The sequence below is a fragment of the Methyloversatilis sp. genome (genome assembly GCF_030698125.1).
Taxonomy (GTDB): domain Bacteria; phylum Pseudomonadota; class Gammaproteobacteria; order Burkholderiales; family Rhodocyclaceae; genus Methyloversatilis.
In genome coordinates this window covers 1-24,558 of sequence record NZ_JAUYNV010000010.1, presented here as the reverse complement: position 1 = coordinate 24,558, position 24,558 = coordinate 1, and the positions used below count along the sequence as shown (strand labels likewise).

Below are 24,558 nucleotides of genomic sequence, written 5' to 3'. Positions count from 1 at the left end.
GCGATCTGCCCGCTTCCAGTTTCCTCATTCGTGCTCAGGCGTTCCGTCACTTTCTATCTGGTCTGGATGTCCTGCGCCGCGCAGGCGGCCGACGCGCTGCCGCAGCTGAAGGTCGATCCTTCGCTGGTGCCGCAGTCGCGCCGTCCCGCGGCGACAGCGAAAGGCACGACGCCGGCGAAGCCGGGCGGTCCGACTGCCGCGACGCCGACTGCGCCCGCTCAGCCTGCCACGGCTGAAACCGTGCCGGTGCCGCTGCCCGGCGAAGTTGTCGCAACCCCGGTTGCTCCGGACGAAGCGGTCGGAACTCCGGCTGCCGCCACCGTGGCGGCCCCCGCCGCCGGAGTGCCTGCCAAGGCCACCGCCGAGCCGGTCAAGCCGGCCGAACGCGCGGTACCCGCTGCACCGGCTGACGGTGCCACCGCGCCGGCACTGCGCAACTTGCCGGCGCTCAAGGTCGACCGGGCACTGCTGCGGCAACCGTCTTCGATCGCGCGCCGCGCTGCGCCCGGCGTGCAGTCGCCGGACGACATTCCGGTGCGCGGAAACGTAAGCACGGCGCGCAACATGCCGCCGCTGAAGGTCGATCGCGCGCTGATGGGCGCGCCACCGGTCGCCCGCCGCGTCAAACCTGCGCCGGCCGAGGGCATCGCAGCTACGGGCGCGGCGCCCGGCGCAGTGCCTCGCGCCGACGCGGGCATGCCGGGCGCCGCTGCACTGCCGTCCATCGTGCCCGAGGACGATGCGTCACAGATGATGTACGGCACGATGACGCTGTCGGAGTTCGTTGCGCGCAATCCGGATTCGCGCGTCACGCTGCTGTCGGCCGAATCGGTCAGTGGCACCACCGACGAAGTCATGCGCGCCGAAGGCAATGCGGAGTTGCGTCGCCCCGGTACCACGCTGACCGCAGACCGCATCAACTACGAACCACCGACCGAAGAACTGCAGGCCGATGGCAACGTGCGGCTGGTGCGGGGCGAAGACCGCATCGAAGGCCCGTCGCTGCGCTACCGGCTCGATCGCAGCGAAGGGGTGTTCGAGAAGCCGCAGTATTCGCTGCGCCGCAACCTGCAGACCGGCGCGAATCTCAGAACGACCACCGGTACCGGCCAGGCTGACCGGATGGAGTTTCTGGGCGAGAACCGGGTGCGCATGACGAACGCCACCTACTCGACCTGCGGCCCGGACAATCCCGACTGGTATGCGAAGGCGGAAACGCTGGACCTGAACTTCGAATCCGATGAAGGCGAAGGCCGCAACGGCACGATCTATTTCAAGGATGTGCCGGTGCTGTATTCGCCCTGGCTCGATTTTTCGCTGAACAACCGTCGCAAGTCCGGTTTCCTGTCGCCGACCTTCGGTACGACCAACCGGACCGGCATCGACTTCCTGTTGCCGTATTACTGGAACATCGCGCCCAATATGGACGCGACGATTGCACCGCGCGTGCTCGGTACGCGCGGTTTGATGATGACCAACGAGTTCCGCTACCTGAACCACAACTACAGCGGCATCGCGCGGCTCGACTACCTGTTCAGCGACCGCATCCTGGATCGCGATCGCCATGCGCTGAGCCTGCAGCATACGCACCGGATCACCAACCGGCTGAGCGGCCGACTCAACTACAACGAAGTGTCGGACCGCAACTACTACACCGATCTGGGCACACGCCTCGCGATCACGTCGATCAGCTACCTGCCGCAAGACGCCTCGCTGACCTATTCCGGTGACTGGTGGAACGCCACGGCGCGCGTGACCGAGTACCAGTCGCTGGCCAATCTGGCGCCGCTGTATTCGCAGATGCCTGCGGTCACGCTGAATGCGTTCCGTGCGGATCTGCCTTTCGGTTCCGTGTTCCAGATGAAGAGCAGCTACACCGACTTCCGCATCAGTGATACGACACGCGACGAAGGCCGCCGCATCGTCGTCTATCCGCAATTGTCGTTGCCGATGCAGACTTCCTACCTGTCGGTGACGCCGAAGATCGGCGTGCATTACAGCAATTACGATGTCACGCGCGGCAGCAACAATGCCGGGCTGGACACCTCGCTGACGCGCGCCATTCCGATTTTCAGTCTCGACGCCGGCACCGTGTTCGAACGCGATTCCGACCTGTTCGGGCAGGGTTATGTGCAGACGCTGGAGCCGCGTCTGTATTACGTACTGTCTTCATACAAGAATCAGTCTGATTTCCCGGTGTTTGACACCGCACTGGCCGACTTCAACTTCGCACAGATCTTTTCCGAGAATGTGTTCGTCGGTCAGGACCGCATTGCCGACAGCAACCAGATCACCGCCGCGACCACCTCGCGTTTCATCGATCCGGAGAATGGACGCGAGCGCGCCCGGGTTGCCCTGGGGCAACGTTTTTATCTGAGCGATCAGCTGGTCACCCTGCCGGGCGGAACGCCGCGCACCGAGCGCATTGCGAGTACGCTCGCGGCAGTGTCGGGCGAATTGCTGAAAGACACGTATCTGGACGCCGCGATCCAGTACAACACCGACCTTTCGCAGACCGAACGCTACAGCGTGTCGGCGCGCTACAACCCGCGTCCGGCGCACGTTTTCAACGCGGCGTACCGCTTCCGCCGTTCCGATAATCCGGCGATCAACGAAGTGCGCGACATCGACTTTTCGGTGCAGTGGCCGCTGACCAACCGCTGGTATGCGGTGGCGCGGCACAACTACTCGGTCGCCGATCGCCGGCTGGTCGAAGGCCTGGGCGGCCTGGAGTACAACGGCGGCTGCTGGGTCGGTCGCATCGTGTTCCAGCGGATTGCCCTCGGTGCGCGGCTGCCCGGGCAGACGACGACCGAGCTGCGCACTCGTACTGCACTGTTCTTCCAGCTCGAACTCAATGATTTTTCACAGATCGGCTCGAACCCGCTCGATGCGCTCAAGCGCAGCATTCCGGGCTATGGCCAGATCAACCAGAGCGCCGCCGATCCGATCTTCGGCGGGGATTACTGATGGACCTTCGAACATGCTGAATAAAATCCTCACCGTCCTGCTGTTGTCGCTCGGTGTCGCCCTCGCGGGCACCGCGCAGGCGCAGCCCGCCGAGCGGCCGGACATTATCGAACTGGATCGCATCGTCGCCGTGGTGAACGACGAAGTGATCACGCTGCACGAACTGCGATCGCGCATTTCGGAAACCTTTGCCCAGATGCGCAGCCGCAACGTCACGCCGCCGCCGGCCGAGGAGTTCGAGCGCCAGCAGCTCGAACGCATGATTCTCGAGAAGGTGCAGTTGCAGCACGCGGCCGAGACGCAGTTGCGTGTCGATGACCGGCTGCTCGATGCCAGCCTTTCGCGCATCGCCGAAAGCAACCGCATGGACGTGCCGCAACTGCGCGCGGCCATCGAGCAGGACGGAATGCAGTGGTCACGCTTCCGCGAAGACATCCGCAAGCAGATCGTCATGAGCCGCCTGCGCGACCGCGAAGTCGAAAGCCGCGTCGTCGTGACCGAAGGCGAAATCGCCAACTTCATCGCCAATCCGGAGCGCAAGCCGGATCAGAACGAGGAGTACAACGTGTCGCACATCCTGCTGCGGGTGCCGGAAGGCGCGAGCCCCGAGCAGCTGATCCGGCTCAAGGCGCGCGCCGACGCCGCGCTCGAACAGATCCGCAAGGGCGAGGAGTTCTCGCGCATCGCGGCTTCGTATTCCGACGCGCAGGACGCCGTCAATGGCGGCAGCCTCGGCTGGCGGTCGCTCGATCGCCTGCCGTCACTGTTCGCCGATGCGGTGCCGAAGATGAAACTGAGAGAAGTGAGTGATGTGATGCGCAGCCCGGCCGGCTTCCACCTGCTGTTGGTGGTCGACAAGCGCGGCGGCAGCGGCAGCGGCGACGAGTCGCGCGTCACGCAGACCCACGCGCGCCACATCCTGATCAAGACGTCGGAAGTGCTCAACGACGCCGAGGCGCGCCGCCGGCTGACCGGGCTGAAGGAGCGGCTGGACAACGGCGGCGATTTCGCCGAACTTGCGCGCACCAATTCGCAGGATCTGTCGTCGTCCAAGGGCGGCGATCTGGGCTGGCTGTATCCGGGTGACACGGTGCCGGAATTCCAGCGCGTGATGGACAACCTCAAGGTGGGCGAAGTCAGCGAACCGGTGCAGTCACCGTTCGGCTGGCACCTGATCCAGGTGGTCGAACGGCGCGTAGATGAGGTGTCGCTCGAGCGACAGCGCGCCGCCGCCCGCATGACGCTGCGCGACCGCAAGGCCGAAGAGGTGTATCAGGACTGGGTGCGCCAGCTGCGCGACAACGCCTACGTCGAAATCCGGCTGGCCGACGAACGGTGACGCACCCGCGCCCCTGCATCGCCCTCACCAGCGGCGAGCCGGCGGGCATCGGGCCGGAACTTTGCGCGGCACTGCACGTGCGCGCGTCTGTCGCACGACTGGTGGTACTCGGTGACGCCGGGTTGATCGCGGCGCGTGCGCCGCAGGGCGCCATACTGCTGGCGCCGCTTGTTCCTTACTCCCCGTCAGGTGAAGCACCGGCCGGCGCGATCGAAGTGCTGCACATTCCGCTGCGCGCCCCGGCTGTGCCGGGCCGGCTCGACACCGCCAACGCACCCTATGTGCTCGAACTGCTCGATTGCGCCCGCGATGGCTGCCTGCGCGGCGAATTCGACGCCATGGTCACGGCACCGGTGCACAAGGGCGTCATCAACGATGCCGGCATCCCGTTTTCCGGCCACACTGAATACTTGGCCGACACCACCGCGACGCCGCGCGTCGTGATGATGCTGGCCGGGCGCACCGCGGAAAGCGACGCCGCGCCCTGGCTGCGCGTGGCGCTGGCCACCACCCATCTGGCGCTGGCCGACGTGCCGGCCGCCATCACCCGTGAATCGCTCACCACCACGCTGCGCATCCTGCACGACGCGCTGCGCCGACAGTTCGGCATCGCGCAGCCGCGCATCCTGGTGGCGGGGCTGAACCCGCACGCGGGCGAGGGCGGTCATCTGGGTCGGGAAGAGATCGACGTCATCACGCCGGTGCTGGACGCCCTGCGCGCGCAAGGCCTGCAGCTCGACGGCCCGCTGCCGGCCGACACGCTGTTCGTGCCGCGCCTGCTGGCGGGTGCCGACGCCGTGCTCGCGATGTATCACGACCAGGGCCTGCCGGTGCTCAAGTACGCCACCTTCGGCCGCGGCATCAACATCACGCTCGGCCTGCCCATCGTGCGCACCTCGGTCGATCACGGCACCGCGCTCGACCTCGCCGGCACCGGCCGTGCCGACGCCGGCAGCCTGATCGAGGCGGTCGATGCCGCCATCGCGATGGCGGGTTCCGGCGCTGCCGCCAGGGCGGACGGCTGATCATGGAAGAACACCGCGCCCGCAAACGCTTCGGCCAGAATTTCCTGGTCGACGGCAACATCATCCGCAATATCGTCGCCGCCATCGACCCGAAACCGGCGCAGGCCATGGTCGAGATCGGCCCCGGCCTGGGCGCGATGACGCGCCCGCTGGCCGCACGGCTCGACCGCCTGCACGTGATCGAAATCGACCGCGATCTGGCGGCGCGGCTGCGCGAGGGCGATCTGGCGGACCGGCTGGTGATCCATGAACAGGACGCGCTCAAGTTCGACTTCGGCGCGCTGAGCACCGAGCTCGGCTCGGCGCTGCGCGTGGTCGGCAACCTGCCGTACAACATTTCGAGCCCGCTGCTGTTCCATCTCGCCGATCACGCGACCTGCGTGATCGACCTCACCTTCATGCTGCAGAAGGAAGTGGTGGACCGCATCGTGGCTGCGCCCGACACCGAAGCGTTCGGCCGCCTGTCGGTCATGCTGCAGTACCGCTTCGAGTGCGCGCACGTGTTCGACGTGCCGCCCGGCGCGTTCCGGCCCATGCCCAAGGTGATGTCGGCCATCGTGCAGCTGCGGCCGCGCCCGGTCGAGCAACTCACCGCACGCGATCCGCAGTTGATGTCCGACATCGTCAAGGCCGCCTTCGGCCAGCGCCGCAAGACGCTGCGCAACACGCTGCGCGAGTGGCTGACCCAGGACGACTGGGACGCACTTGCCATCGACGCCTCACGACGCGGCGAAACCCTCGGTGTCGCCGACTACGTGCGCATCGCAAATCACATCTCCCGGCACGTCCCGAACCCCGTCACCGGCCATTCCGCCGGCGCCTGAAACTCAGGCCGAATTCTTCACGCTGCAGCTGTTGATGCCCAGAAGCGAGTAGGCCGGGCAGAAATTGAACAGACCCGTGAGCAGCGGCACGATGCCGATATAGCCCCACACCCCGACGGTGCCGGTTGCAGCCAGCGCGATCAGCGCCAGGCCAATGACGATGCGTGCGATCTTGTCGATGCCGCCGACGTTGGATTTCATGATGAAGCTCCCTGTGGGTTGATAAGGTGACTTCATCTTGCGCCGCGGACGGGGTGCGGTCTGTGACTGCGGTTACATGACTGGCGGGCGCTCGGCCGGCGACCGCGTGGTCACCGAACAGGCTGCAGAGTGTTTTTGACTCCGTAAAATTATTATGTAATATGACATAAGTATTTTACGGAGCGTTGTTGATGCACGCCTTTTGTCGTCTCTGTCCGATCGTCTTGCTGGTCAGCCTGCCGTTCGGGCTCGCCGCATCGCCGGAACCGTCCGACCGGTTGATCGACGACAGACGCGCATCGGAGCGCGATGCACGCTGGCAGCGCGCGCCCACGCAAATGCCGGCGCAGCCGCAGCCCGCGCTGCACAGCCATCCGGCCGACGTCGATGAAACCGGCGCGACGACGCGCTTCCGCGCTATCCGCATTGAAACGTCCGGGCTGCTGCCGGACGCTTCGGTCAATGCCCTGGTGGTGCCGTTTCTCGATCTGCCACTCGGACGCCAGCGGATCGAGCTGCTGCTGCGCCAGCTTGATGCGCAGCTGGTCGAAGCGGGCTGGATCACGAGTCGCGCGCGTCTGCTGTCGCTTGACGCGCAGGCGGGTGATCTGGCCATCGAGCTGGTACCCGGGCGGATCGAATCGCTGCGCGCACCGGGCATCGATGCAGCGGCCCTGGCGCGTGCCTTTCCGTTCGCCGTCGGCGAGCCGCTGTCGCTGCCGGCGCTCGAACAGGGGGTGCAGCAGCTCAACAGGCTGCGCATGTATCAGGCGCAGGTCCGCGTACTGCCGGGCAACACGGCCGGAACGAGCCTGCTCGATATCGTGCTGAACGAGGGCCGCGCGTGGTCAATGGCCTTCGGTCTCGACAATCAGGGCTCATCCACCACTGGCGGTGAGCGCCTGCGCGTCACGGCGCGGGCCGGCAATGTGTTGGGCTGGCTGGACGACTTCCAGCTTGCACTGCTGCACAGCACCGGCAGTGACGCCCTGCTGGCGTCACTGTCCGTACCCGATGGCTACAACCTGTGGTCGGTGACCGTTTCCGGCTCCCGCGCATCGTTCGACATCGCCGGGCTGAACGTCACCAGCCGGTCGGCCAGCGCGGTACTGGGCTGGAGTCGTGTGCTGTGGTCGTCGGCTGGCGGTCGCAGCGTCATCGATGTGTCGCTGATCCGGTCGCGGCTGGCACGCGACATCGAGTCGGTCGCGCTGCAGACCGAGCACAGCACGGTCGGCCGTGCCGCCTGGATGCACATCCGGCGCGGCGAGCGCTGGCAAGTGTTCATCGAGCCCTCACTGTTGGCCGGTCTGCCGCTGCTTGGCGCGACGCGTGACCGTCCTGACCTGTCGCGCGGCGACACGCACCGCCAGTTCCTCAAGTGGGCGATCGCCGCGGGTGCCGTCGTCCGCAGTGCGTCGGATGAGATCGAATACGCGGTGCAGCTGACGGCGCAGCGTGCCGGCGAAAGCCTGATTGGCGCCGAACAGATCCACCTCGGCGGCTTTGCCAGCGTCAGAGGCTTCCGCGAAGCGTCGGTGTCGGGCGACACCGGTCACGTGCTGCGCTCGGAACTGCGGCTGCCGCAGGCGTTCAGGGCGGCGGGGCTTCCGGTCGTTCCCTTCGTGCATGTCGATCATGGCGCCGCTCGGCTGTCTGAAGGTCGGCGCACTACGCTGGCCAGCGCTGGCCTCGGTGCTCGCGGCGCTGGCCGGGGCATGCTGTGGGAAGGCGTCGTCAGCGTACCCATCGCGCGCGAAACCGATCTGCCGTCGCCCGGTTGGCGCGCGCATCTGTCGCTGTCGTTCGAAATATGAACGCCCTGCTGCGGCTCTGCCTGGCGGCACTGCTGGTCAGCCCGGTCACACAGGCCGCCTCGGCCGCCAGCGTGGTTGCGCAGGTCAATGGCGTCGAGATCCCGCGCGCGGCATTCGACGCCGAGGTTTCCCGCTTGCAGTCAACCGGTCTGGCGGTCGATGCGGCAACTGCGAATGCCGTCCGCCATCGCCTCATCGCACGCGAATTGCTGTGGCAGAAGGTGCGCGCGAGTGGAGCGTGTGGTGCGCCCACGGTGTGCGATGACACCTCGCGCGACGCGCTGATCGAGGATTACGTGAATCGCCGTGTGCCGGTGGTCGAGGTCACGGAACAGGCGGTTCGGGCGCGTTACGACGACATCGTGTCCCGCCTCGGGCAGCGCGAGTTCCGCTTCAGCCTGATCGGGATGGCTGATGCCGCCGCGCTGCGTGCTTTGGCGGACCGTATCGCCGCGGGCGCCGATTTCGCGCGCGAGGCGCGCACGCATTCGCACTTTGCATCGGCGGCGAACGGTGGCGAACTTGGCTGGCACAGCTTTCCCGAACCGGTGACCGATGGCCGCACGAACGGCGTCCCCGCAGGCATCGCGCAGGCACTGGCCGGCATGCAGCCCGGGCAGGTCAGCCCGCCGCTGAAGGCGGACGATGGATGGGTACTCGTCCGGCTCGATGCCGTGCGCCCGACGCTGACGCCGGACTACGCAGACATGCGCGAAACCTTGCGCAGCTTGCTGGCTGCGCAGGCGCGCGAGGCGCAGCTGCGCGAACTGATCGTCGACCTGCTGCGGCACGCCCGCATCACGGTCAGCGACTGAGGGCGGGTTCGGATGCGCACCGCACTCAGGAAGTTGCTGCAGCGGTCAATCAACCCGCTGACGTGGTGCGGGGCGGGCGTCGTGCTCACGGTGATGCTCGCCCATGCACCGCCCGTCCGTGCCGATGCCGTCGTCGACCTGGCGGGCCCGGCGAGTCAGCAGGCTGTCGTGACCCGGGTGGGCGATGTACCGGTGGTCGGCATCACCGCGCCGGACGCGGCAGGCATTTCGCACAATCGCTGGACGACCTTCGATGTGTCGCGCCACGGTCTCGTGTTCAACAATTCGGCCGGCGATGCAAGCAGTGTGCTGGCCGGACCGCTGCCGGCGAATGCAGCGCTGAACGGATCGGCGGCACGCGTCATCCTGAACGAAGTGAGCGGCAGCCAGCCCAGCCTGCTGCTGGGCAGCATCGAAATCGCCGGGCAGGCGGCACGGCTGGTCATCGCCAACCCGAACGGCATCACGTGTGATGGATGCGGCTTCATCAACACGCCTCACGTCCAGCTCAGCACCGGCCGCATCGAGCGACTGAACGACGCCCTGCGCTTCGACGTGTCCGGCGGACGGATCGACATCGGTGCAGGCGGACTGTCTGCACTGGCGACCCGGCTCGACGCTCGAAGTGATCGCCGGGCGCACCCGGGTCGATGCCGACACGCTGGCCCTCGGCAATGCAGATGCGCCGCTTCCGGAGGATTTCGAGGCGTTTTCCATCGACATCGGCCAGAGCGTCAGCGCGGCGAGCATCCGGCTGATCGCGGTCGGTGGCGAGCTGGGGGTGCGCAGCACCGCGCCGCTGATCGCACTGGACGATGTGGTGATCGCCACGCGCGGACACATCGAACTGAGCGGCGACGTGACGGCGGGGCGCGACATCGCGCTGTACAACATCGGTGCCTTCGAATCGGTGCTGCAGGGTGCGCTCATGGCCGGGCGCGACGTCACGCTGCTCGCAACCGGCATCACGCTGGCCGACACGGGGCGCATCACGGCGGGCCGCGACATCGGCCTGGGATTCGTTGGCGACAATTCCGACCGATGGAGCGCTTTCCGCAATGACGGTCTGATCGACGCAAGCGCTTCATTGACGTTTGCCGGACCCGGCACGGGCCTCAACACGGGCGTCATTCTCGCCGGCGCATCGATCGATGCAGCGTCCGGCAACGTGCAGGTCCGGGCGGGTGACGCCGGGCTACCGGGTAGTCATGGCGAGCACGCCGTAAACGTCGACGGCGTCACGCTGGCCAACTCGGGCGTGATCCATGCGGGCAGCGACCTGTTTCTGAACCTGATCGACAACAGCGGCGACATTTCGGCCGGGCGCGATGTGTTCCTGTCGCAGACACGACGCGGCCAGCCCGGCTTCCTTGCGCCGGAGAACATCGACCTCGCAGGGGAGGTGAATGCGGGACGCGACCTGTTCATCCACACCCCCGCCGAGGGCGCGCAATGGCTGGACGGTGCGCGCCGGCAGTCCTTCACCGCAACGCGAAACCTGCACCTGATCGATCGCCCCTGGCTGTCCGATGCGGGCACGCCAGCCGAAGCTGTGGCGCGGCACCCCTACGTGAATCGCGACCGGCTGACCGCCGGCCACGACCTCGTGATCGCGCTGAACGCCCACTTCATCAATCCGTCGGTCATCGATGCAGGCCGCGATCTGCTGATCGGCGCGCGTGGCATCAGCAATGAAACCGCGGTCGGCAGCCGGCAGGCCTCCTTCGACTATCCCTACTATCCCGGCTGTCGCACGGAGTACGACGGGCTGTGCACGACGACCACCGAAGTGCCGTCGTCACACGCGCTGATGCTGGTCGGGCGGGACCTGGTCGCCGCGACGTCCTTCTTCCACAACCGCGGCGCGTCCATCCTTGCCGGTCGCGACATCCGCATCGACGCGCCCGATGTCGTGAACGAAGATCGTCGCTACGGCGCCGTCTGGTCGTCGAGCTATTACCTGATCGACGTCGATGCGCAATCCGTCGGTACGCCCTGCACCAGCGACTGCGTTGTCGACATCGACTGGCGGCGAACCGACAGCGGCGCGCTCGAACTGGGCGTGCTGCCCGGGGTGATCCAGGCGGGTGGCCGCTTCGTTTCGGATGGCGGTCCGGTCAGTCCGCCCTCGACGACCCCCACGCCTCCCTCTTCCGATGGCCCGGCGCCTGCGATGCCGCCAATCGTGTCGGGCACGCTGACCGAAGCGCTCGCCCGGATGCTGTCGACAGGTGTGCTCAGCATGACCGACACGCCTCCCCCGCTTTCGTCCTTCGTCAATACCGGCAATATCCACGCCGCGAGCATCGTCGTCAGGGCCGCAGACATCCGCAACGGCTTCGACGTTGTCGCGGACTACTACCATCGCACTGCCGAGCCGACCGTCCCGCCTGCGCAGATCAATGTCGCCGGTTTCGGTATTCACGGCAGCTCGCTGCTGCCGGTCCTGACCGCGGACCGCTACAGCGGTGCGGCGCTGATGCGCCTGCTTCCGCCCGGGCTGGCGAGCACGCTGCCCTTTGCGCTCACGCCGGCAGAAGAGGCGGCGGCCTTGCGCAACGCCTTCCTCGCGACCACCCGCCGCGGCTGGATACTGCCCGGCCTGACATGGGACGCGCTCACCGGGCAGTCGCCACAACAGCAGGAGCACGCCATCCTGGCGGCCAACGGCGCCGCGTTTGCCATTGAACACGGCATTGCGATGGGTGCCGATCTCACGGCGGGTCAGCAGTCGTTGCTGGGCGCACCCGTGCTCTGGTACGCCGCACGCGGCGGTCAACTGCACCCCATTGTGTATCTGCCTTCCGACTGGCAGGCGCAACTGGCCGTCGTGCCCGGCGGCGCGCTCGATGCCGGCGTCGCCATCGAACTGACGGGCGAGCGCGTCGACAACACCGGCTTCGTCCTGTCCGACGGCGCGTTGACCCTCACGGCCGACACACTGCTCAACCGCAAGCGGTCCGCCTACTTCTACGAAAAGCGCAAGGTCAGTGGCGGCACGCTGACCATCGAAGGCAATACCGTGCAGCCCGGCGGTTTCATGCAGGCTGCCGTGTGGAATCTGCAGGTTTCATCGGTGCGCTCGGTATCCGGCGAATTCCGCGTGCTGGGCGAAGACGCAGCGCACACGGGCGCGTTGAGTCGCGCCTTCGAAACGCAGATTGCGGCCGAACTGGGCGATGCCTACCGCTACGAAGAAGCGCGCGACAACCTGCGCTACCGCTTCCGGAAAAGTGGCAGCTTCGGCGATCTGGTGGGCGTCGTGGCCGGCTTCACCGCCAGCATGCTGATCGGCCCGCAGATGTCGAATCTCATCGGCAGTCTGGCGACCAACTTCGGTCCGGCGTGGTCGGCGGCCACTGCCTTTGCCGCGCCCGGTCTCGCCAACGTTGCCGGAACCGCGGCCATTACGCAGACGCTGTCGAGCGCGATCGGTCAGTTCGTTGCGACCGGCCGCATCGATGTCGACGCGGCCCTGACCAGCGGGCTGGCTGGCGCCGTCACGGCAGGTACCGGCGCCTGGGCAAACGCGCACATCGAGTCAGCCATTGGTCGCTGGTCCGTCCGTGCGCTGACCACTGGCGCCGTCGGCGAACTGACCGGCGCCGGCTTCGAAAACGCACTGTTCAATGCCGTCATCAACGAAGCGTCCGCACTGGGCGCCAACCAGATCGGCAATGGCAACTTCGGCCCGCAAGGCAGTCTCGGCCACACGCTGGCACATGGCGTGCTCGGCGCACTGACCGCCGCCGCCCGCGGCGACGACCCGTACTCCGGCGCCCTCGGCGCGATCACAGCCACCCTCGTGGAAGCGCCGCTCGACGATGCCCTCGATCTGAGCGGTCCGGACCGGGAGATTGCCCTGACCGCGTTTTCGATGCTGGTCGGCGGCACGGCATCCGGACTGGCCGGCGGCGATCCGGTGACGGCTGGTTGGGCGGCGCAGAACGTCACGCTGTTCAACTACCTGAAGCATCAGGAACAGGTTCGCTACGCAGATGCGCGGAACGCATGTGGTGGCGACGCGGCATGCCTTCAGGCGGTCGACGCCGAGTTCAGTCAGAAGTCGCAGGCGAACAAGCGCGCGCTGGCGGACGCGCGTGAAGCCTGCGAAACGACCGGCTTATGTACCGATTACTACCGCCTGATGACCGAGGCCATGCCACTTGGCATGGGTGCGCATCTTCCGGGCGACATGGACCCCGAAAACCCGTGGCTCGGCGCGCAGCAGAACGCCGACGCCGTCGCCCACAACCTGTCCCTGTTCGACCGCCTGATGGCGCGCCCGCTGTCGGACGAAATCGTGCGCCAGGACTTCGCACCCGACCCCGAGGCCTACGCGTTCGCCCCGCAGGGCAGCAGCCAGTACGTCGGCGCCATCACGGCGCGGAATATCGACAACGTCGTCGTGCTGTCAGCGGCCGGCGCATCGCTGTTGCTGCCCGGCCCGGAGGATCTGGTCGTCGGCGCAGTGCTGATGACGAAGGCCGGGCAGTTCGTCGCACGGGTGATCGAGGTGGGGGGGCAGAAGCTGCTGCGCCTACACGATGACTCCTTTTCCAACGGAAGAAACTCAAGCCCAGAAGAGAATATTGCTGCAACCTCGATCGCACTCGTTTATGACAAAGTTTCAAAAGTATGGAGAACCCCCGCAGGGCTTGAGTATGGGATCGGCTCTATCCATGGTAATCGCATCAAGCATGTACTCGATCACGCAGTAGAAAATCCCAAAAAGCGAACTCACACCATTTTCAACGTGGATCGAAAGCAAGTTCTTGCATTAATCGACGAGGCGTGGGAAAAACGAGGGGAACCGCTCCCGAATGATCCAGGTTCGTATGTGATACCACTGGGGAGAGTTGTGGGTACCACTGGGGAAACAAGCATCAAGATCGTTGTGCGTCCGGGCACTAATAAGCTGATTACTGCCTATCCGGTTAAGTGAGACGAGGATACGGAAAATGATTTGCCCGCGATGCGAACAGGACAACGTTCTAGAAGTTCGGGTTCGGAAGACCGGCACTAGACTTTACGTTTGCCCCGAATGCGAGGCTACTTGGCTTTGCGAGAAGAGCATTGATCAGTGTGCGTTTATAGACTTTGGCACATATATGGAAAGCCTTGGTTTGCCGCCCCTATGGGATGAGCTTGATATCCCACAAGGGACGTTGAATACATGACGTAGAGCCCGCCGGTCCTTCATTCACTTCTTCTCCGCAGCAATCCCCCGCAGCCCTGCAGCGTCAAGGATGTCGATCTGATTCCGCCCCAGTGACACCAGCCCCTGATCAGCAAAACTCTTCAGCAGGCGGGTGACGATTTCGCGCACGCTGCCGAGTTCGTCGGCCAGTTGCTGGTGGGTGGTGTGCAGCGTCTTGCCGTGGCCGAGCAGCAGGCTGGCGAGGCGCTGGTCGAGGCGGTGGAAGGCGATGGCTTCGACCAGTTGCATCAGGTCGGCGACGCGTTCGGAAAACAGGCCGAACACGAAGCGTCGGAAGTCGGGTTCAGCCAGCAGTGCTTCGAACAGGCCGGCCGGCAACACCAGCAGCTTGAGTGGCGTTTCGGCGACGCCGTAGGCGTTGTAGTCGCTGTGGCCGAGCAGGCATGCGCTGGAAATCACGCAGGTTTCACCCGCATGCACGCGGTACAGCGGCAGTTCGCGCCCGCTGGCCGAGGCCTTGGCCACCTTCACCTGACCCGACAGTACGAACGGAAAGCCGGTGCACGGCTGGTGCTCGTCGAACAGGCGGGTGCCGGCCGGCACGTCGAGCAGCCGGCCTTCGGTTTCGATGCGCTGGCGCGCCGCGGCCGACAGGCCGGACAGCAGCGGATAGAGCGCGGTCAGTGCGCCGACGGCGGTGCCGGGTGCGGGCGTGTTCACGACAGCGTGGCGATGACCGGCGCGTGGTCGGACGGGCGCTCCAGCTTGCGCGGGCCCTTGTCGACGACGCAGGCGGTGCAGCGGGCGGCCAGCGGAGCTGACAGCAGGATGTGGTCGATGCGCAGGCCGAAGTTGCGGCGGAAGGCGCCGGCGCGGTAGTCCCACCAGGACCAGCTCTTTTCCGGCTGATCGAACAGGCGGAAGGCGTCGCTGAGGCCGAGTGCCTGCAGGCCGGCGAAGGCGGCGCGCTCCTGCGGCGACACGTGGATTTCGTCCTTCCAGTCCGGGTGGGCGTCGCGCGGCTCGGGTGCGATGTTGTAGTCGCCGAGCAGGGCGAGTTGCGGGTGGCGGGTCAGCTCGTCGCGCAGCCATGCGGTGAGCGCAGCGAGCCAGCGCATCTTGTATTCGAACTTCTCGGAACCCACGGCCTGGCCGTTCGGGAAGTAGGCGCACACGACGCGCACGCCGCCGACGGTGGCCGCGATGACGCGCCGCTGTTCGTCGTCGAAGCCGGGGATGCCCGCCTGCACGTCTTCCGCCGGCTGCTTCGTGAGGATGGCCACACCGTTGTAGGTCTTCTGGCCGCTGATCGCGCTGTGATAGCCGACCGCCTCCAGCTCGGCGCGCGGGTAGGTGGCGTCTTCGGTCTTGGTTTCCTGCAGACACACCACGTCGGGCTGCTCGGCGGCGAGCCAGTCGGTGAGGTGGGGCAGGCGGACTTTCAGCGAATTGACGTTCCAGCAGGCGATCTTCACACCGGTCTCCGTCATTCGGTGGCGGGCTGCCAGTTGCCCTGGTCGGCTGGTGCGGCCTCACCCGCGGTCGGGGCGGCGCCCGCGGCCGCTGCCTTGGGCGCGACCCTGGCCGTGCCCTTGGCCGGGTAGCCGGCGCGGTTCAGCAGCGTCGTCCAGGCGCTGGCGCTGAAGCCGATCAGGTGGTCCTTGCCGGCGTTGATCGCTGGCACGCGCGCTTCCTGCAGGTTGAAGCGCTTCACGAAGGCTTGTTTCTGCTCGTCGGTGATGATGCGCTGTTCGGTGTAGGCGATGCCGCGGTTCTTCAGGAAGGCGAGCGCCGATTCGCACAGCGCATCGCATTCATTGCCGAGCCACAGCGTGACCGGTGCCGTGCGCGTCGCTTCACGCTCGGCGTAGCTCGCGCCCTGTTCGACCACGCTGGGCTGCAGCTTCTTCTCGCTGACCGAGCGGGCGTCAGGCGGCGGCGGGGTGCCGATGTAGTGGGTGTTGCCCTGGGCGTCCTTCCACTTGTAGGTCTGTGCCCAGACCGGGCTGGCGAGCAATGTGCCGGCGATCGACACGCAAAGCAGCAGGCGCAGATTCGTCATCGATAAGCTCCCTGTTGGATCGGCTGGCGCGGCGACAATCAGGCCGCCACCATGCCGCTGTGGCGCAGCAGTGCGTCGGGGCGCGGTTCGCGGCCGCGGAAGGCCTTGAACGATTCGAGCGCCGGGCGCGAACCACCCACAGCAAGGATTTCGTTCCAGAAGCGGCGACCGGTCTCGGTGTCGAGTACGCTGCCGGACTGCTCGCGCGCCTCTTCGAACGCTTCAAAGGCGTCGGCCGACAGCACCTCGGCCCACTTGTAGCTGTAGTAGCCCGCGGCGTAGCCGCCGGCGAAGATGTGGCTGAAACTGTGCGGGAAACGGTTCCAGGCCGGTGGGCGCACAACGGCGATTTCGTCGCGCACCTCGTCGAGCAGCTGCAGCATGGTCTGTTCGCCGCCCGGCACGAATTCATGGTGCAGGCGCAGATCGAACAGCGAAAACTCGACCTGACGCAGGGTCTGCAGGCCGCTCTGGAAATTCTTCGCGGCAATCATCTTGTCGAACAGCGTGCGCGGCAGCGGCTCGCCGGTGTCGACATGCGCGGTCATGCCGCTGAGCACGTCCCATTCCCAGCAGAAATTCTCCATGAACTGGCTCGGCAGTTCGACCGCGTCCCATTCGACGCCGTGGATGCCGGACACCGCGAGGTCATCGACCCGCGTCAGCACGTGGTGCAGACCGTGACCCGATTCGTGGAACAGCGTGATCACGTCGTCGTGCGTGAAGGTGGCGGGCTTCGGCTTGCCATCCTTTTCACCGACCGGCGACGGGAAGTTGCAGTTCAGGTAGGCCACCGGCGTCTGCACGCCCGACGCCACGCGCCGCCGCGTGATGGCTTCGTCCATCCAGGCGCCACCGCGCTTGGTGTCGCGCGCGTACAGGTCGAGGTAGAGCTGGCCCACCAGCTCGCCGCCCCCGGCACCGGCACGTTCGATGCGGAAGAAACGCACGTCCGGGTGCCAGACCGGTGCCGTGTCGGGCTTGATGGTCACGCCGTACAGGCCTTCGATGACGCGGAACAGGCCTTCGAGCACCTTGTGCTCAGGGAAGTACAGCTTCACCTCGTGTTCGGAAAAGTTGTAGCGGTGGCTGCGCAGCTTTTCCGACACCCAGGTCATGTCCCACGACTGCAGCTCGTCGAGGCCGAATTCGTTGCGCGCAAACGCGCGCATCTCGTCGAGATCGCGTTTGCCGTGCGGCTTGGCGCGGGCACCCAGGTCGCGCAGGAAGGCCGTGACCTGGGCCGGCGTGTCGGCCATCTTGGGCACCATGGACAGTTCGGCGAAACTGTCGAAGCCGAGCATTTTCGACTCTTCCGCGCGCAGCGACAGGATGCGGTCGATCAGTGTGGTGTTGTCGCGCGCCGCATCGCCGAATTCGGACGCGCGGGTCGCGTTGGCGCGGTACATGCGCGCGCGCAGGTCGCGGTTGTCGGCGTACTGCATCACCGGCAGGTAGGACGGCATGTGCAGCGTGAATTTCCAGCCGTCGCGGTCGTCGCGCTGCGCCGCCTCGCGCGCCGCTTCGACGCTGTCTTCGGGCAGGCCGGCCAGCAGCGCCTCGTCGGTGACGTATTCGGCGAAGGCATTGGTCGCGTCGAGCAGGTTTTCGGAAAACTTCGCCGCCAGCGACGCCAGCTCTTCCTGGATTTCCTTGAAGCGCGGCTTGAGTTCTTCGGGCAATTCAGCACCCGACAGGCGGAAGTCGCGCACTTCGTTGTCGAGGATGCGGCGGCGCGCGGGCGACAGCGTGGCGTATTCCGGTGAATCGTGCAGCGCGCGGTACTTCGCGAACAGCGCGAGGTTCTGGCCGAGCGAGCTGTAGAAGCGGGTGATGTCGGGCAGCGATGCGTTGTACGCCTCGCGCCAGGCCGGTACGTCATTCACGCCGTGCAGGTGGCCGACCACGCCCCACGCGCGTCCCAGTTGTTCGCCCATGTCGGTGATCGGCGCCGCGAAACCGTCCCAGGTCGGCGCTTCGGGGCGCGCGATCAGATCGTCGATCAGCGCCTGATAGCGGCTCAGCAGGTCGGTGATGGCCGGCGCGACGTGCTCCGGCTGGATGAGATCGAAACGGGGCAGGGCGGAAAAATCGAGCAGCGGGTTCGTGTTCATGGGGTTCCGGAAGCGTTGCGGTCAGCCAGTTGAATGACGGGTCGAGATCGATTCTAGCCCGGCGCCCGGCGACACAGGCTCAAGTTGCATCCCGGGCCGCCGAAAACTGAAGGTGTACAGCGAAATCACCCCTGGCAGGTGCGGGTCACGCCGCGCAGAATCAAGCTGCGTTCTCAATTGCGTGCAATCGAAAGTTTGTCAGATGAATGTGCGGATTCCCCCTCAGCAGGACGATGTCGCCGTCTTGCCCGACGCCGGTGCCATGCTCGACCTGCGCATCCTGTTCAGCGTTCCCGGCATGCGCGAGAACCGCGCCGGTCTGCGCACGCGCGTGCTGGCGACGTGGCGCAATGAAGCGGCCGCGATCATCGACGCACTGCGCGATGCCGCTGCGGCGGGTGACGCCCACGCGCTGCGTCTGGCGGCGCACCGGCTGAAAAGTTCGAGCGGCGCGCTCGGTGCCATATATATAAGCAATCTCGCCATCGGCATGGAAAATGCCGCACGTGACGGTCGCATCGCCTTCGACGGGCAACTGCGCTTGCGACTCGAACAGGCGGTGCAGCAGACACTGGCCGCTTTCGGCGCGCTGGACGACCCCTCCGGTGGCGACCCGGGTCTTTGCACATGATTCTTCTGGTCGACGATGACGTGATGGTGCGCCTGATGGCGACCGAAGCGCTGATCAGCGCCGGCTTCGAAGTGATGGAGGCCGCCGGCGGCGAGCAGGCACTCGAGCTGTTCGATCACCACGGGTTTTCGCTGGTGCTGCTCGACGTCAACATGAGCGGGATGGACGGCTTCGAGGTGTGCCGGCGCATCCGCGAGCGGGCTCACGGCCGGCGCCTGCCGGTCATCATGCTGACCGGCATGGACGACACGGTTTCGATCGACAGTGCCTATTCGCTCGGCGCGACCGATTTCGTCACCAAACCGCTGAACTGGACGCTGCTGGTTTATCGCGTGCGCTACGCACTGCGGGCGGCCAGCACGGTGATGGAACTCGAAGTGTCGGAACGCCGGCTTGCGGTGGCACAGCGCGTAGCGCGGCTGGGCAGCTGGATCTGGCATATCGAGGAAGACCGCTGCGAGCGCAGTGCCATCTGTCTCGACCTGTGGGGCGATACGCGCGCGGCGGCCCAGCAGGTTCCGTTCGGACTGCTGTCGCGCGTGCTCAGCCCGGATCGACAGCATCTGCATGCCTCAATGGAAAGCGCCCGCGAGGGTGTGCCCTATCAGATGAGTTTTCGCGTGCAGCGCGCTGACGGCTCGCTGGCGACGCTGTTCGAACAGGCGTTGCCGGTGCGCGACGAATTCGGCCGCGTGGTGCGAATCGAAGGCGTGACCCAGGACGTGACCGAACGGGAACAGGCCGAGCAGCGCATCCGCTTTCTCGCCTACCACGACAGCCTGACCGGTCTCGCCAACCGCCAGATGTTCCGCGAAATGCTCGACCACGCACTGGCCCGCTCGCGCCGGCTGGGCAAGCGCTGCGCCTTGCTTTACCTCGATCTCGACCGCCTCAAGCGCATCAACGACAGCTTTGGCCACACGCTGGGCGACCAGATCCTGCGCGAAGTGGCGAGCCGCCTGCTCGGGTCGGTGCGTTCGGCCGACTTCGTCGGGCGCGAAGGCCTGCAGCCGGACGAAGTCGTCGCGCGGCTGGGCGGTGACGAATTCACCGTTTTGCTGACCGATCTGGCGCACACCGAAGATGCCGCCCGCGTGACGGCCCGTATCTGCCAGGAACTGGAGCAGCCGATCCAGATTGATCACGTCGAGCTGGTGGTGACGGCGTCGGTCGGCATCGCGCTGTTTCCGGAAAATGGCGACGATGCCGAAACCCTGCTTCGCCACGCAGACATGGCGATGTATGCCGCCAAGCAGCGCGGCCGCAATACCTTCGAATTCTTCACCGAAGCCATGCAGAAGCGGGCGATAGAGCGCTTGTCGCTGGAGCAGGACATGGCGCACGCACTTGAGGGTGGGCAGTTCTCACTGCACTACCAGCCGCAGGTCGATGCAGTGACCGGGCGCATTGTGTCGGCCGAGGCGTTGCTGCGCTGGAATCACCCGCGGCGCGGCGCGGTTTCACCGGTCGAGTTCATCCCGGTGGCCGAAGAAACCGGTCTCATCGTGCCGCTGGGTGAATGGGTGGTGCAGGAAGCCTGCCGGCAGATTGCGCAGTGGCGCGATCAGGGCCGGCCGGTGGTGCCGGTTGCGGTCAATCTATCCGCGATCAATTTCCGTTCCGACTCCCTGCTGCCGCAGATTGTCGAGGCGCTGGAATCGAACCGCCTGTCGAGCCACTTCCTGCATGTGGAACTGACCGAAAGCGCGGTGATGCAGGAGCCGCAGAGTGCGCTGGCCAAACTGGCCGCGCTGAAGGCGCTCGGCCTGACGCTGTCAATCGACGATTTCGGCACCGGCTATTCGTCGCTGTCGACGCTGAAGCAGTTTCCGATCGATCTGCTGAAGATCGATCGCAGCTTCGTGCGTGACCTCCCCGACGACGAGAGCGATGCGTCCATCGTCGATGCCATTCTCGCGATGGCGCATGCGCTGGGTCTGCGCGTCGTCGCCGAGGGGGTCGAGACCGAGGCGCAGCGGCAGTTTCTGGTGCAGCGCAAATGCGGCCTGATGCAGGGCTATCTGTTTTCCCGACCGTTGCCGGCGGAAGATTTCATGCGACAGATCGAGGCGGCCCGCTGACGCGGTCGCCCGATCCGCCGCACGGTGTCAGCCCTTGATGCCGCTGCCGGCCAGCATCATGTCGTCCTCGATCAGCAGCGCCTTGCCGTCCGGCTTGCTCAGATCGGGAATCTGGCTGTCGACCCGGTAGATGCCGCCTGGCACGGCGTCGGACAGAACGAAGATGTAGGTCTTGCCGACATACTTCGGAAATTTCTGCTTGTTCGGATCGTTGCTGTAGGGCGTGATGCGGTATTCCCGCGCATCGACGGTCTTGCCGCCGAAGCTCACCTTGACCGGCTTGGCCGATGGGCCTTCGGACAGTGCCAGCCGGATGCGCTTGCGGAAGTAGGCTGCCTTGCCGCCGGTCAGTCGTTCCATTTCGGCGATGTCGCGTTCGAGGAAGCACATCAGCGCGGGATTGCTCAGACCGCCATCGACCTCGGGCATTTCCTTCCTGTTGGTGCCGCTGAGACAGGCCGTATTCACCTTGCGCGCGCCGGCCTCTTCGCTGATGCGCACCTCCACCTTGTCTTCGAACGGCTTTTCCAGACTGCCGCTGCGTTTGAAGGTGTAACTCAGCGTGGTGGGCGCCTTCAGTGACGACAGCTGGTCATTCATGAACAGCTGCTTTTCGGCTTCGGTGATTTCGTCGCTCGGCTCGGCGTGGGCGTTGCCGGCTGCAATGGCCAGAGCCAGCAACAGCGCGTACAGCTTGATGTGATTGATCATGATGACTCCTCGTGATGAATGTGCGGACCTCTTCGAGTCCGGCGGGGTTGTGTTCAGCATGCGGTGTCGGACTTGACGGCACAGCTTTGCAGCCGCTGGTCGAGCAGGCTCAGCGCCTCCGGTGACAGTCCGGCCAGCCGCGCCCGCGTCCGGGCGTAGCCCGCTTCGTCGCGCTGGCCGAGCTGGGCGGTGGCGAGATCGGTCAGGAACACCGGGTTGTCGGCGTCAAGCGCATTGGCGTGCTCCAGTGCGGCGATGCCATCCACCGGGCGCCCCTGCTTGACCTGCGAACGACCGAGCGCATGCCACGCTGACGCATTGCCGGAATTGCCGGCGATCCAGCCGCGGGCGCGCGACTCCAGTTCGCCCCAGCGTGCTTCGGTCTGCAGGCGCAGCGTCTGCAGGAAGGCGGGCAGGGCGGCTTCGCTTTCGCTCCAGAAGGCCTGGCCGCTCAACGGCGCAACATCGGCGCCGGCAGGCAGCGCCATCCCTTCGCGGATCCAGGCGACCGGCAACGAGAACTGGTTGTCGGTGCCGCTGCGGAACTTGAAGGTCATCACGCCGACCAGCCGGTGCTCGCGATCGAACAGTCCGCCGCCGCTGGCCCCCGACGTGAAGGGCGTGGTGCTCTGGATGACGTTCGCGCCGTCGTGCGGATGCAGCTGCAGCACCATGCCGTTGCTCACCCTTGGCGCCGCGCCCAGGATGTAACCCAGCGCGACCAGTTCCTCGCCCGGCTTGAGCGGCGTGCTGCGCAACTCGACCACCGGCACCTGGGAGGCGCCGGGTACGTCGAGCAGGCACAGGTCGCGCCCGACCTGCGCACGCTGCGAGCTCACCTGCATGCGTTCGCCGTTGCTGACCACACGGATGGTCGTTGCGCGGGCGGTCACATGGCAGGCGGTAGCGATGACGCCCGGGCCGACCGCCACACCGGTGCCGACCGACACATTGCCCCGGTCATCGGACGCTTCGACTTTCAACACGCTCGGTCGCAGCTTGATCAGCGCTGCGATGTCCTGCTGGTCCAGCGCGGCGGCCGGAAACGGCCACAACGCAAGCGTCAGCAGGCAGGCAGCGGCAGGCTGGAGGTGGCCCGACATGGCGCTTGCGATGGTCAGCGGTCGGCAGCCGTGTGGCTGGCCTGCGCCTCGTCGATCAACGGAACGCCGTACGAGGTCAGGATGGCCTGGATGCCGGGAAGATTGCGTTGAACGGTTTCTTCGATCTTGTTCTTCCAGTCCTTCTCGCCGTAGCGCACGGCCATCGTGATCGCATAGTCGAACTTCACCGTGTTCTCGGGCGGGAAGGCGACGGTGACCAGATCACCGGTCTTTGCGTTGCGGCCGAAGTAGCCGGCGATCGGACCCCACGCCATCGCGACATCGACCTTGCCGGCGACCAGATCTTTCTCGACGATTTCACCCGGGTAGGCACCGGGGTCGCCGGACTGGCGCTGATAGGAAATGGCCTGGTCGAACAGCTTGTTGCGCAGCAGCCAGTCCACCGGCGGCGTCTGCGAAAACACGCCGAACTTCAGTGACTTGAGCTTTTCGGGCGGCAACTTGAGGAGGTCGTCCGGTACCTTCACGTCGTCCAGCCCGGTGCCCTTCTTGAACACCATTGCGTAGGTCGAGCGGAAATAGGGCTTGATCGTCGCGCCCATGTCGAAGCCGACCGGTACACCGATGATGAGGTCGCACTTGTAGCGGCCGGCCAGCTTTTCGTGCTTGGCCTTCAGGGTCATCCGGATGAAACCCATGCGGTGCGGGAAGTAGGTGTACTCGAGTGCGTAACCCATGTCCTTGGCCAGCAACTCGGCAATCTTGTTCTCGAAACCTTCGCCCTTGTCGTTCGACAGAGGCAGGTTGTTCGGGTCTGCGCAGACACGCAGCACCTTGTCGTCGCCGGTTTCCTGCGCCTGCAGCGCCGGTGCGGCAAGTCCGGTGCCCAGCAGGAAGGCAGCAGCGATCAGGGAATGTTTCATTGTTTCAGGTCTCCTCCGGATGAATGAACCCTTGCTGGGCAATGAAGCCCGGGCTCTGCTTGAATTCTTGTGCCGTGCGTCTCACGCGCGAGCCTTTGAGACAGTACGCGCGCGGTTTTGTTTTCGCTCAGTCCATCTTTTCGATGCGACCGGGCCGGATCGCCCCATCGGAACGACCTTTCAGGTAAGCGTACAGACCGTCGAGATTGTCCATGACCTGCCTTGAACCATCGAAGTTCGGCATGCCGCGGTCCACGCGACCCCTGGTCACGACCGCCTTGAAGTCGTCGCGTCCGAGCGTCCTGAGGCTGACGATCAGCGATGGCCCCACCATGCCCTCCTGATTCGGGCCATGGCAACGTTCGCATGCCGCGTTGCGCCACGCACGCCAGCCTGCCAGCGTGGCGTCATCGACCTTGTTGCCGCCTTGCACCTGATAAGGCGTCGTCTGTGCTGTCGCCATGTGAGCCGAAGTCATCAGTGCCAGCATGACAGCTTGCCTGAACTGCTTTTTCATCATTCTCCCCTGGTTTGCCGGGTGCTCGCGACACCCGTCGGGAGCATTCTGCGGACAAAAAAAGACTGGCACCGGCGTTTCCGCACGGTGCCAGTCCGGGGACCTTGCGGAAAGCGCAGTTGCGCTTTCCGCTCAACGCACGATTACGGCAGTGCGAAGACAGTCATCGTGCCGCCCAGCTCGGTGTAGCTCGAGAGTTCGGCGTAACCACCCACGGCGCCCAGACCATCGGTCGGCTTTTCGAGACCGGCTGCGAGGCCGATGCCGGCCCAGCCGCCGATACCCGACAGGATACCGATGTAC

General features: G+C 65.7%; 18 protein-coding genes and 1 pseudogene. 10 read left to right on the top strand and 9 right to left on the bottom strand.

Annotation, left to right across the window (positions count from 1 at the left end):
* The first annotated feature begins 30 nt into the window (after window positions 1-30).
* Genes lptD through rsmA form a run of 4 tightly spaced genes read left to right on the top strand, consistent with a single transcriptional unit; the run spans window position 31 to window position 6,158 of the window.
* Entirely contained in the window at window positions 31-2,970 is a 2,940-nt protein-coding gene (lptD, locus tag Q8Q80_RS04850) for an LPS assembly protein LptD (protein WP_305631839.1), read from the top strand.
* 13 nt (window positions 2,971-2,983) lie between these two features.
* Entirely contained in the window at window positions 2,984-4,309 is a 1,326-nt protein-coding gene (locus tag Q8Q80_RS04845; protein WP_305631838.1) for a peptidylprolyl isomerase, read from the top strand.
* Entirely contained in the window at window positions 4,306-5,334 is a 1,029-nt protein-coding gene (gene pdxA, locus Q8Q80_RS04840) for a 4-hydroxythreonine-4-phosphate dehydrogenase PdxA (protein WP_305631837.1), read from the top strand. Before Q8Q80_RS04845 ends, pdxA begins: the two co-directional genes overlap by 4 nt.
* Window positions 5,335-5,336: 2 nt before the next feature.
* A complete protein-coding gene (gene rsmA / locus Q8Q80_RS04835; protein ID WP_305631836.1) occupies window positions 5,337-6,158 on the top strand; it encodes a 16S rRNA (adenine(1518)-N(6)/adenine(1519)-N(6))-dimethyltransferase RsmA in 822 nt (273 codons plus the stop codon).
* A 3-nt stretch (window positions 6,159-6,161) separates the two neighbouring features.
* On the opposite strand, the gene Q8Q80_RS04830 is transcribed toward rsmA, so the two are convergent.
* A complete protein-coding gene (locus tag Q8Q80_RS04830; protein WP_305631835.1) occupies window positions 6,162-6,359 on the bottom strand; it encodes a DUF2892 domain-containing protein in 198 nt (65 codons plus the stop codon).
* A 191-nt stretch (window positions 6,360-6,550) separates the two neighbouring features.
* Here Q8Q80_RS04830 and Q8Q80_RS04825 point away from each other — a divergent pair, with 191 nt between their 5' ends.
* The 4 genes and pseudogenes from Q8Q80_RS04825 to Q8Q80_RS04810 all read left to right on the top strand — a co-directional run bounded on the left by Q8Q80_RS04825 (window position 6,551) and on the right by Q8Q80_RS04810 (window position 13,936).
* Window positions 6,551-8,176, top strand: a complete 1,626-nt coding sequence (locus tag Q8Q80_RS04825) for a ShlB/FhaC/HecB family hemolysin secretion/activation protein (protein ID WP_305631834.1) — start codon at window positions 6,551-6,553, stop codon at window positions 8,174-8,176.
* Entirely contained in the window at window positions 8,173-8,991 is an 819-nt protein-coding gene (locus Q8Q80_RS04820; protein ID WP_305631833.1) for a peptidylprolyl isomerase, read from the top strand. Before Q8Q80_RS04825 ends, Q8Q80_RS04820 begins: the two co-directional genes overlap by 4 nt.
* A gap of 12 nt (window positions 8,992-9,003) precedes the next feature.
* A pseudogene (locus Q8Q80_RS04815) lies at window positions 9,004-9,528 on the top strand (filamentous hemagglutinin N-terminal domain-containing protein); the annotation flags it as partial.
* Between the two features lie 43 nt (window positions 9,529-9,571).
* On the top strand, window positions 9,572-13,936 hold the full coding sequence (locus Q8Q80_RS04810) for a hypothetical protein (protein ID WP_305631924.1): 4,365 nt from the start codon (window positions 9,572-9,574) through the stop codon (window positions 13,934-13,936).
* 258 nt (window positions 13,937-14,194) lie between these two features.
* On the opposite strand, the gene Q8Q80_RS04805 is transcribed toward Q8Q80_RS04810, so the two are convergent.
* From Q8Q80_RS04805 to Q8Q80_RS04790, 4 genes are read right to left on the bottom strand one after another with little or no spacing between them, the layout of a single operon-like run.
* Window positions 14,195-14,872: a Crp/Fnr family transcriptional regulator gene (locus tag Q8Q80_RS04805; RefSeq protein ID WP_305631832.1), complete on the bottom strand. Its 678-nt coding sequence runs from the start codon at window positions 14,870-14,872 to the stop codon at window positions 14,195-14,197.
* A complete protein-coding gene (xth, locus tag Q8Q80_RS04800; protein WP_305631831.1) occupies window positions 14,869-15,627 on the bottom strand; it encodes an exodeoxyribonuclease III in 759 nt (252 codons plus the stop codon). Before xth ends, Q8Q80_RS04805 begins: the two co-directional genes overlap by 4 nt.
* Before the next feature lie 11 nt (window positions 15,628-15,638).
* Window positions 15,639-16,214, bottom strand: a complete 576-nt coding sequence (locus tag Q8Q80_RS04795; protein WP_305631830.1) for a glutaredoxin family protein — start codon at window positions 16,212-16,214, stop codon at window positions 15,639-15,641.
* Between the two features lie 38 nt (window positions 16,215-16,252).
* Complete coding sequence (locus Q8Q80_RS04790) at window positions 16,253-18,328, bottom strand: M3 family metallopeptidase (RefSeq protein ID WP_305631829.1); 2,076 nt, start codon at window positions 18,326-18,328, stop codon at window positions 16,253-16,255.
* Window positions 18,329-18,530: 202 nt separating this feature from the next.
* On the opposite strand from Q8Q80_RS04790, the gene Q8Q80_RS04785 reads away from it, so the two are divergent.
* Both Q8Q80_RS04785 and Q8Q80_RS04780 read left to right on the top strand, forming a co-directional pair.
* Window positions 18,531-18,959, top strand: coding sequence for an Hpt domain-containing protein (locus Q8Q80_RS04785; protein WP_305631828.1), 429 nt, complete (start codon window positions 18,531-18,533; stop codon window positions 18,957-18,959).
* Window positions 18,956-21,040, top strand: a complete 2,085-nt coding sequence (locus tag Q8Q80_RS04780) for a bifunctional diguanylate cyclase/phosphodiesterase (protein ID WP_305631827.1) — start codon at window positions 18,956-18,958, stop codon at window positions 21,038-21,040. The genes Q8Q80_RS04785 and Q8Q80_RS04780 overlap by 4 nt, the downstream gene beginning before the upstream one ends.
* 27 nt (window positions 21,041-21,067) lie before the next feature.
* Here the strand turns inward: Q8Q80_RS04780 and Q8Q80_RS04775 are convergent, their stop codons facing one another.
* The 4 genes from Q8Q80_RS04775 to Q8Q80_RS04760 all read right to left on the bottom strand — a co-directional run bounded on the left by Q8Q80_RS04775 (window position 21,068) and on the right by Q8Q80_RS04760 (window position 24,255).
* On the bottom strand, window positions 21,068-21,751 hold the full coding sequence (locus Q8Q80_RS04775) for a hypothetical protein (protein WP_305631826.1): 684 nt from the start codon (window positions 21,749-21,751) through the stop codon (window positions 21,068-21,070).
* Between the two features lie 53 nt (window positions 21,752-21,804).
* Window positions 21,805-22,854 (bottom strand): trypsin-like peptidase domain-containing protein, encoded by a 1,050-nt coding sequence (locus tag Q8Q80_RS04770; protein ID WP_305631825.1) that lies wholly within the window; start codon window positions 22,852-22,854, stop codon window positions 21,805-21,807.
* A gap of 14 nt (window positions 22,855-22,868) precedes the next feature.
* Window positions 22,869-23,738 carry a quinoprotein dehydrogenase-associated putative ABC transporter substrate-binding protein gene (locus tag Q8Q80_RS04765; RefSeq protein ID WP_305631824.1) on the bottom strand — a complete coding sequence of 290 codons (870 nt, stop codon included), beginning with the start codon at window positions 23,736-23,738 and terminating at the stop codon, window positions 22,869-22,871.
* 127 nt (window positions 23,739-23,865) lie between these two features.
* Window positions 23,866-24,255, bottom strand: a complete 390-nt coding sequence (locus Q8Q80_RS04760; protein WP_305631823.1) for a cytochrome c — start codon at window positions 24,253-24,255, stop codon at window positions 23,866-23,868.
* Between the last annotated feature and the right edge of the window lie 303 nt (window positions 24,256-24,558).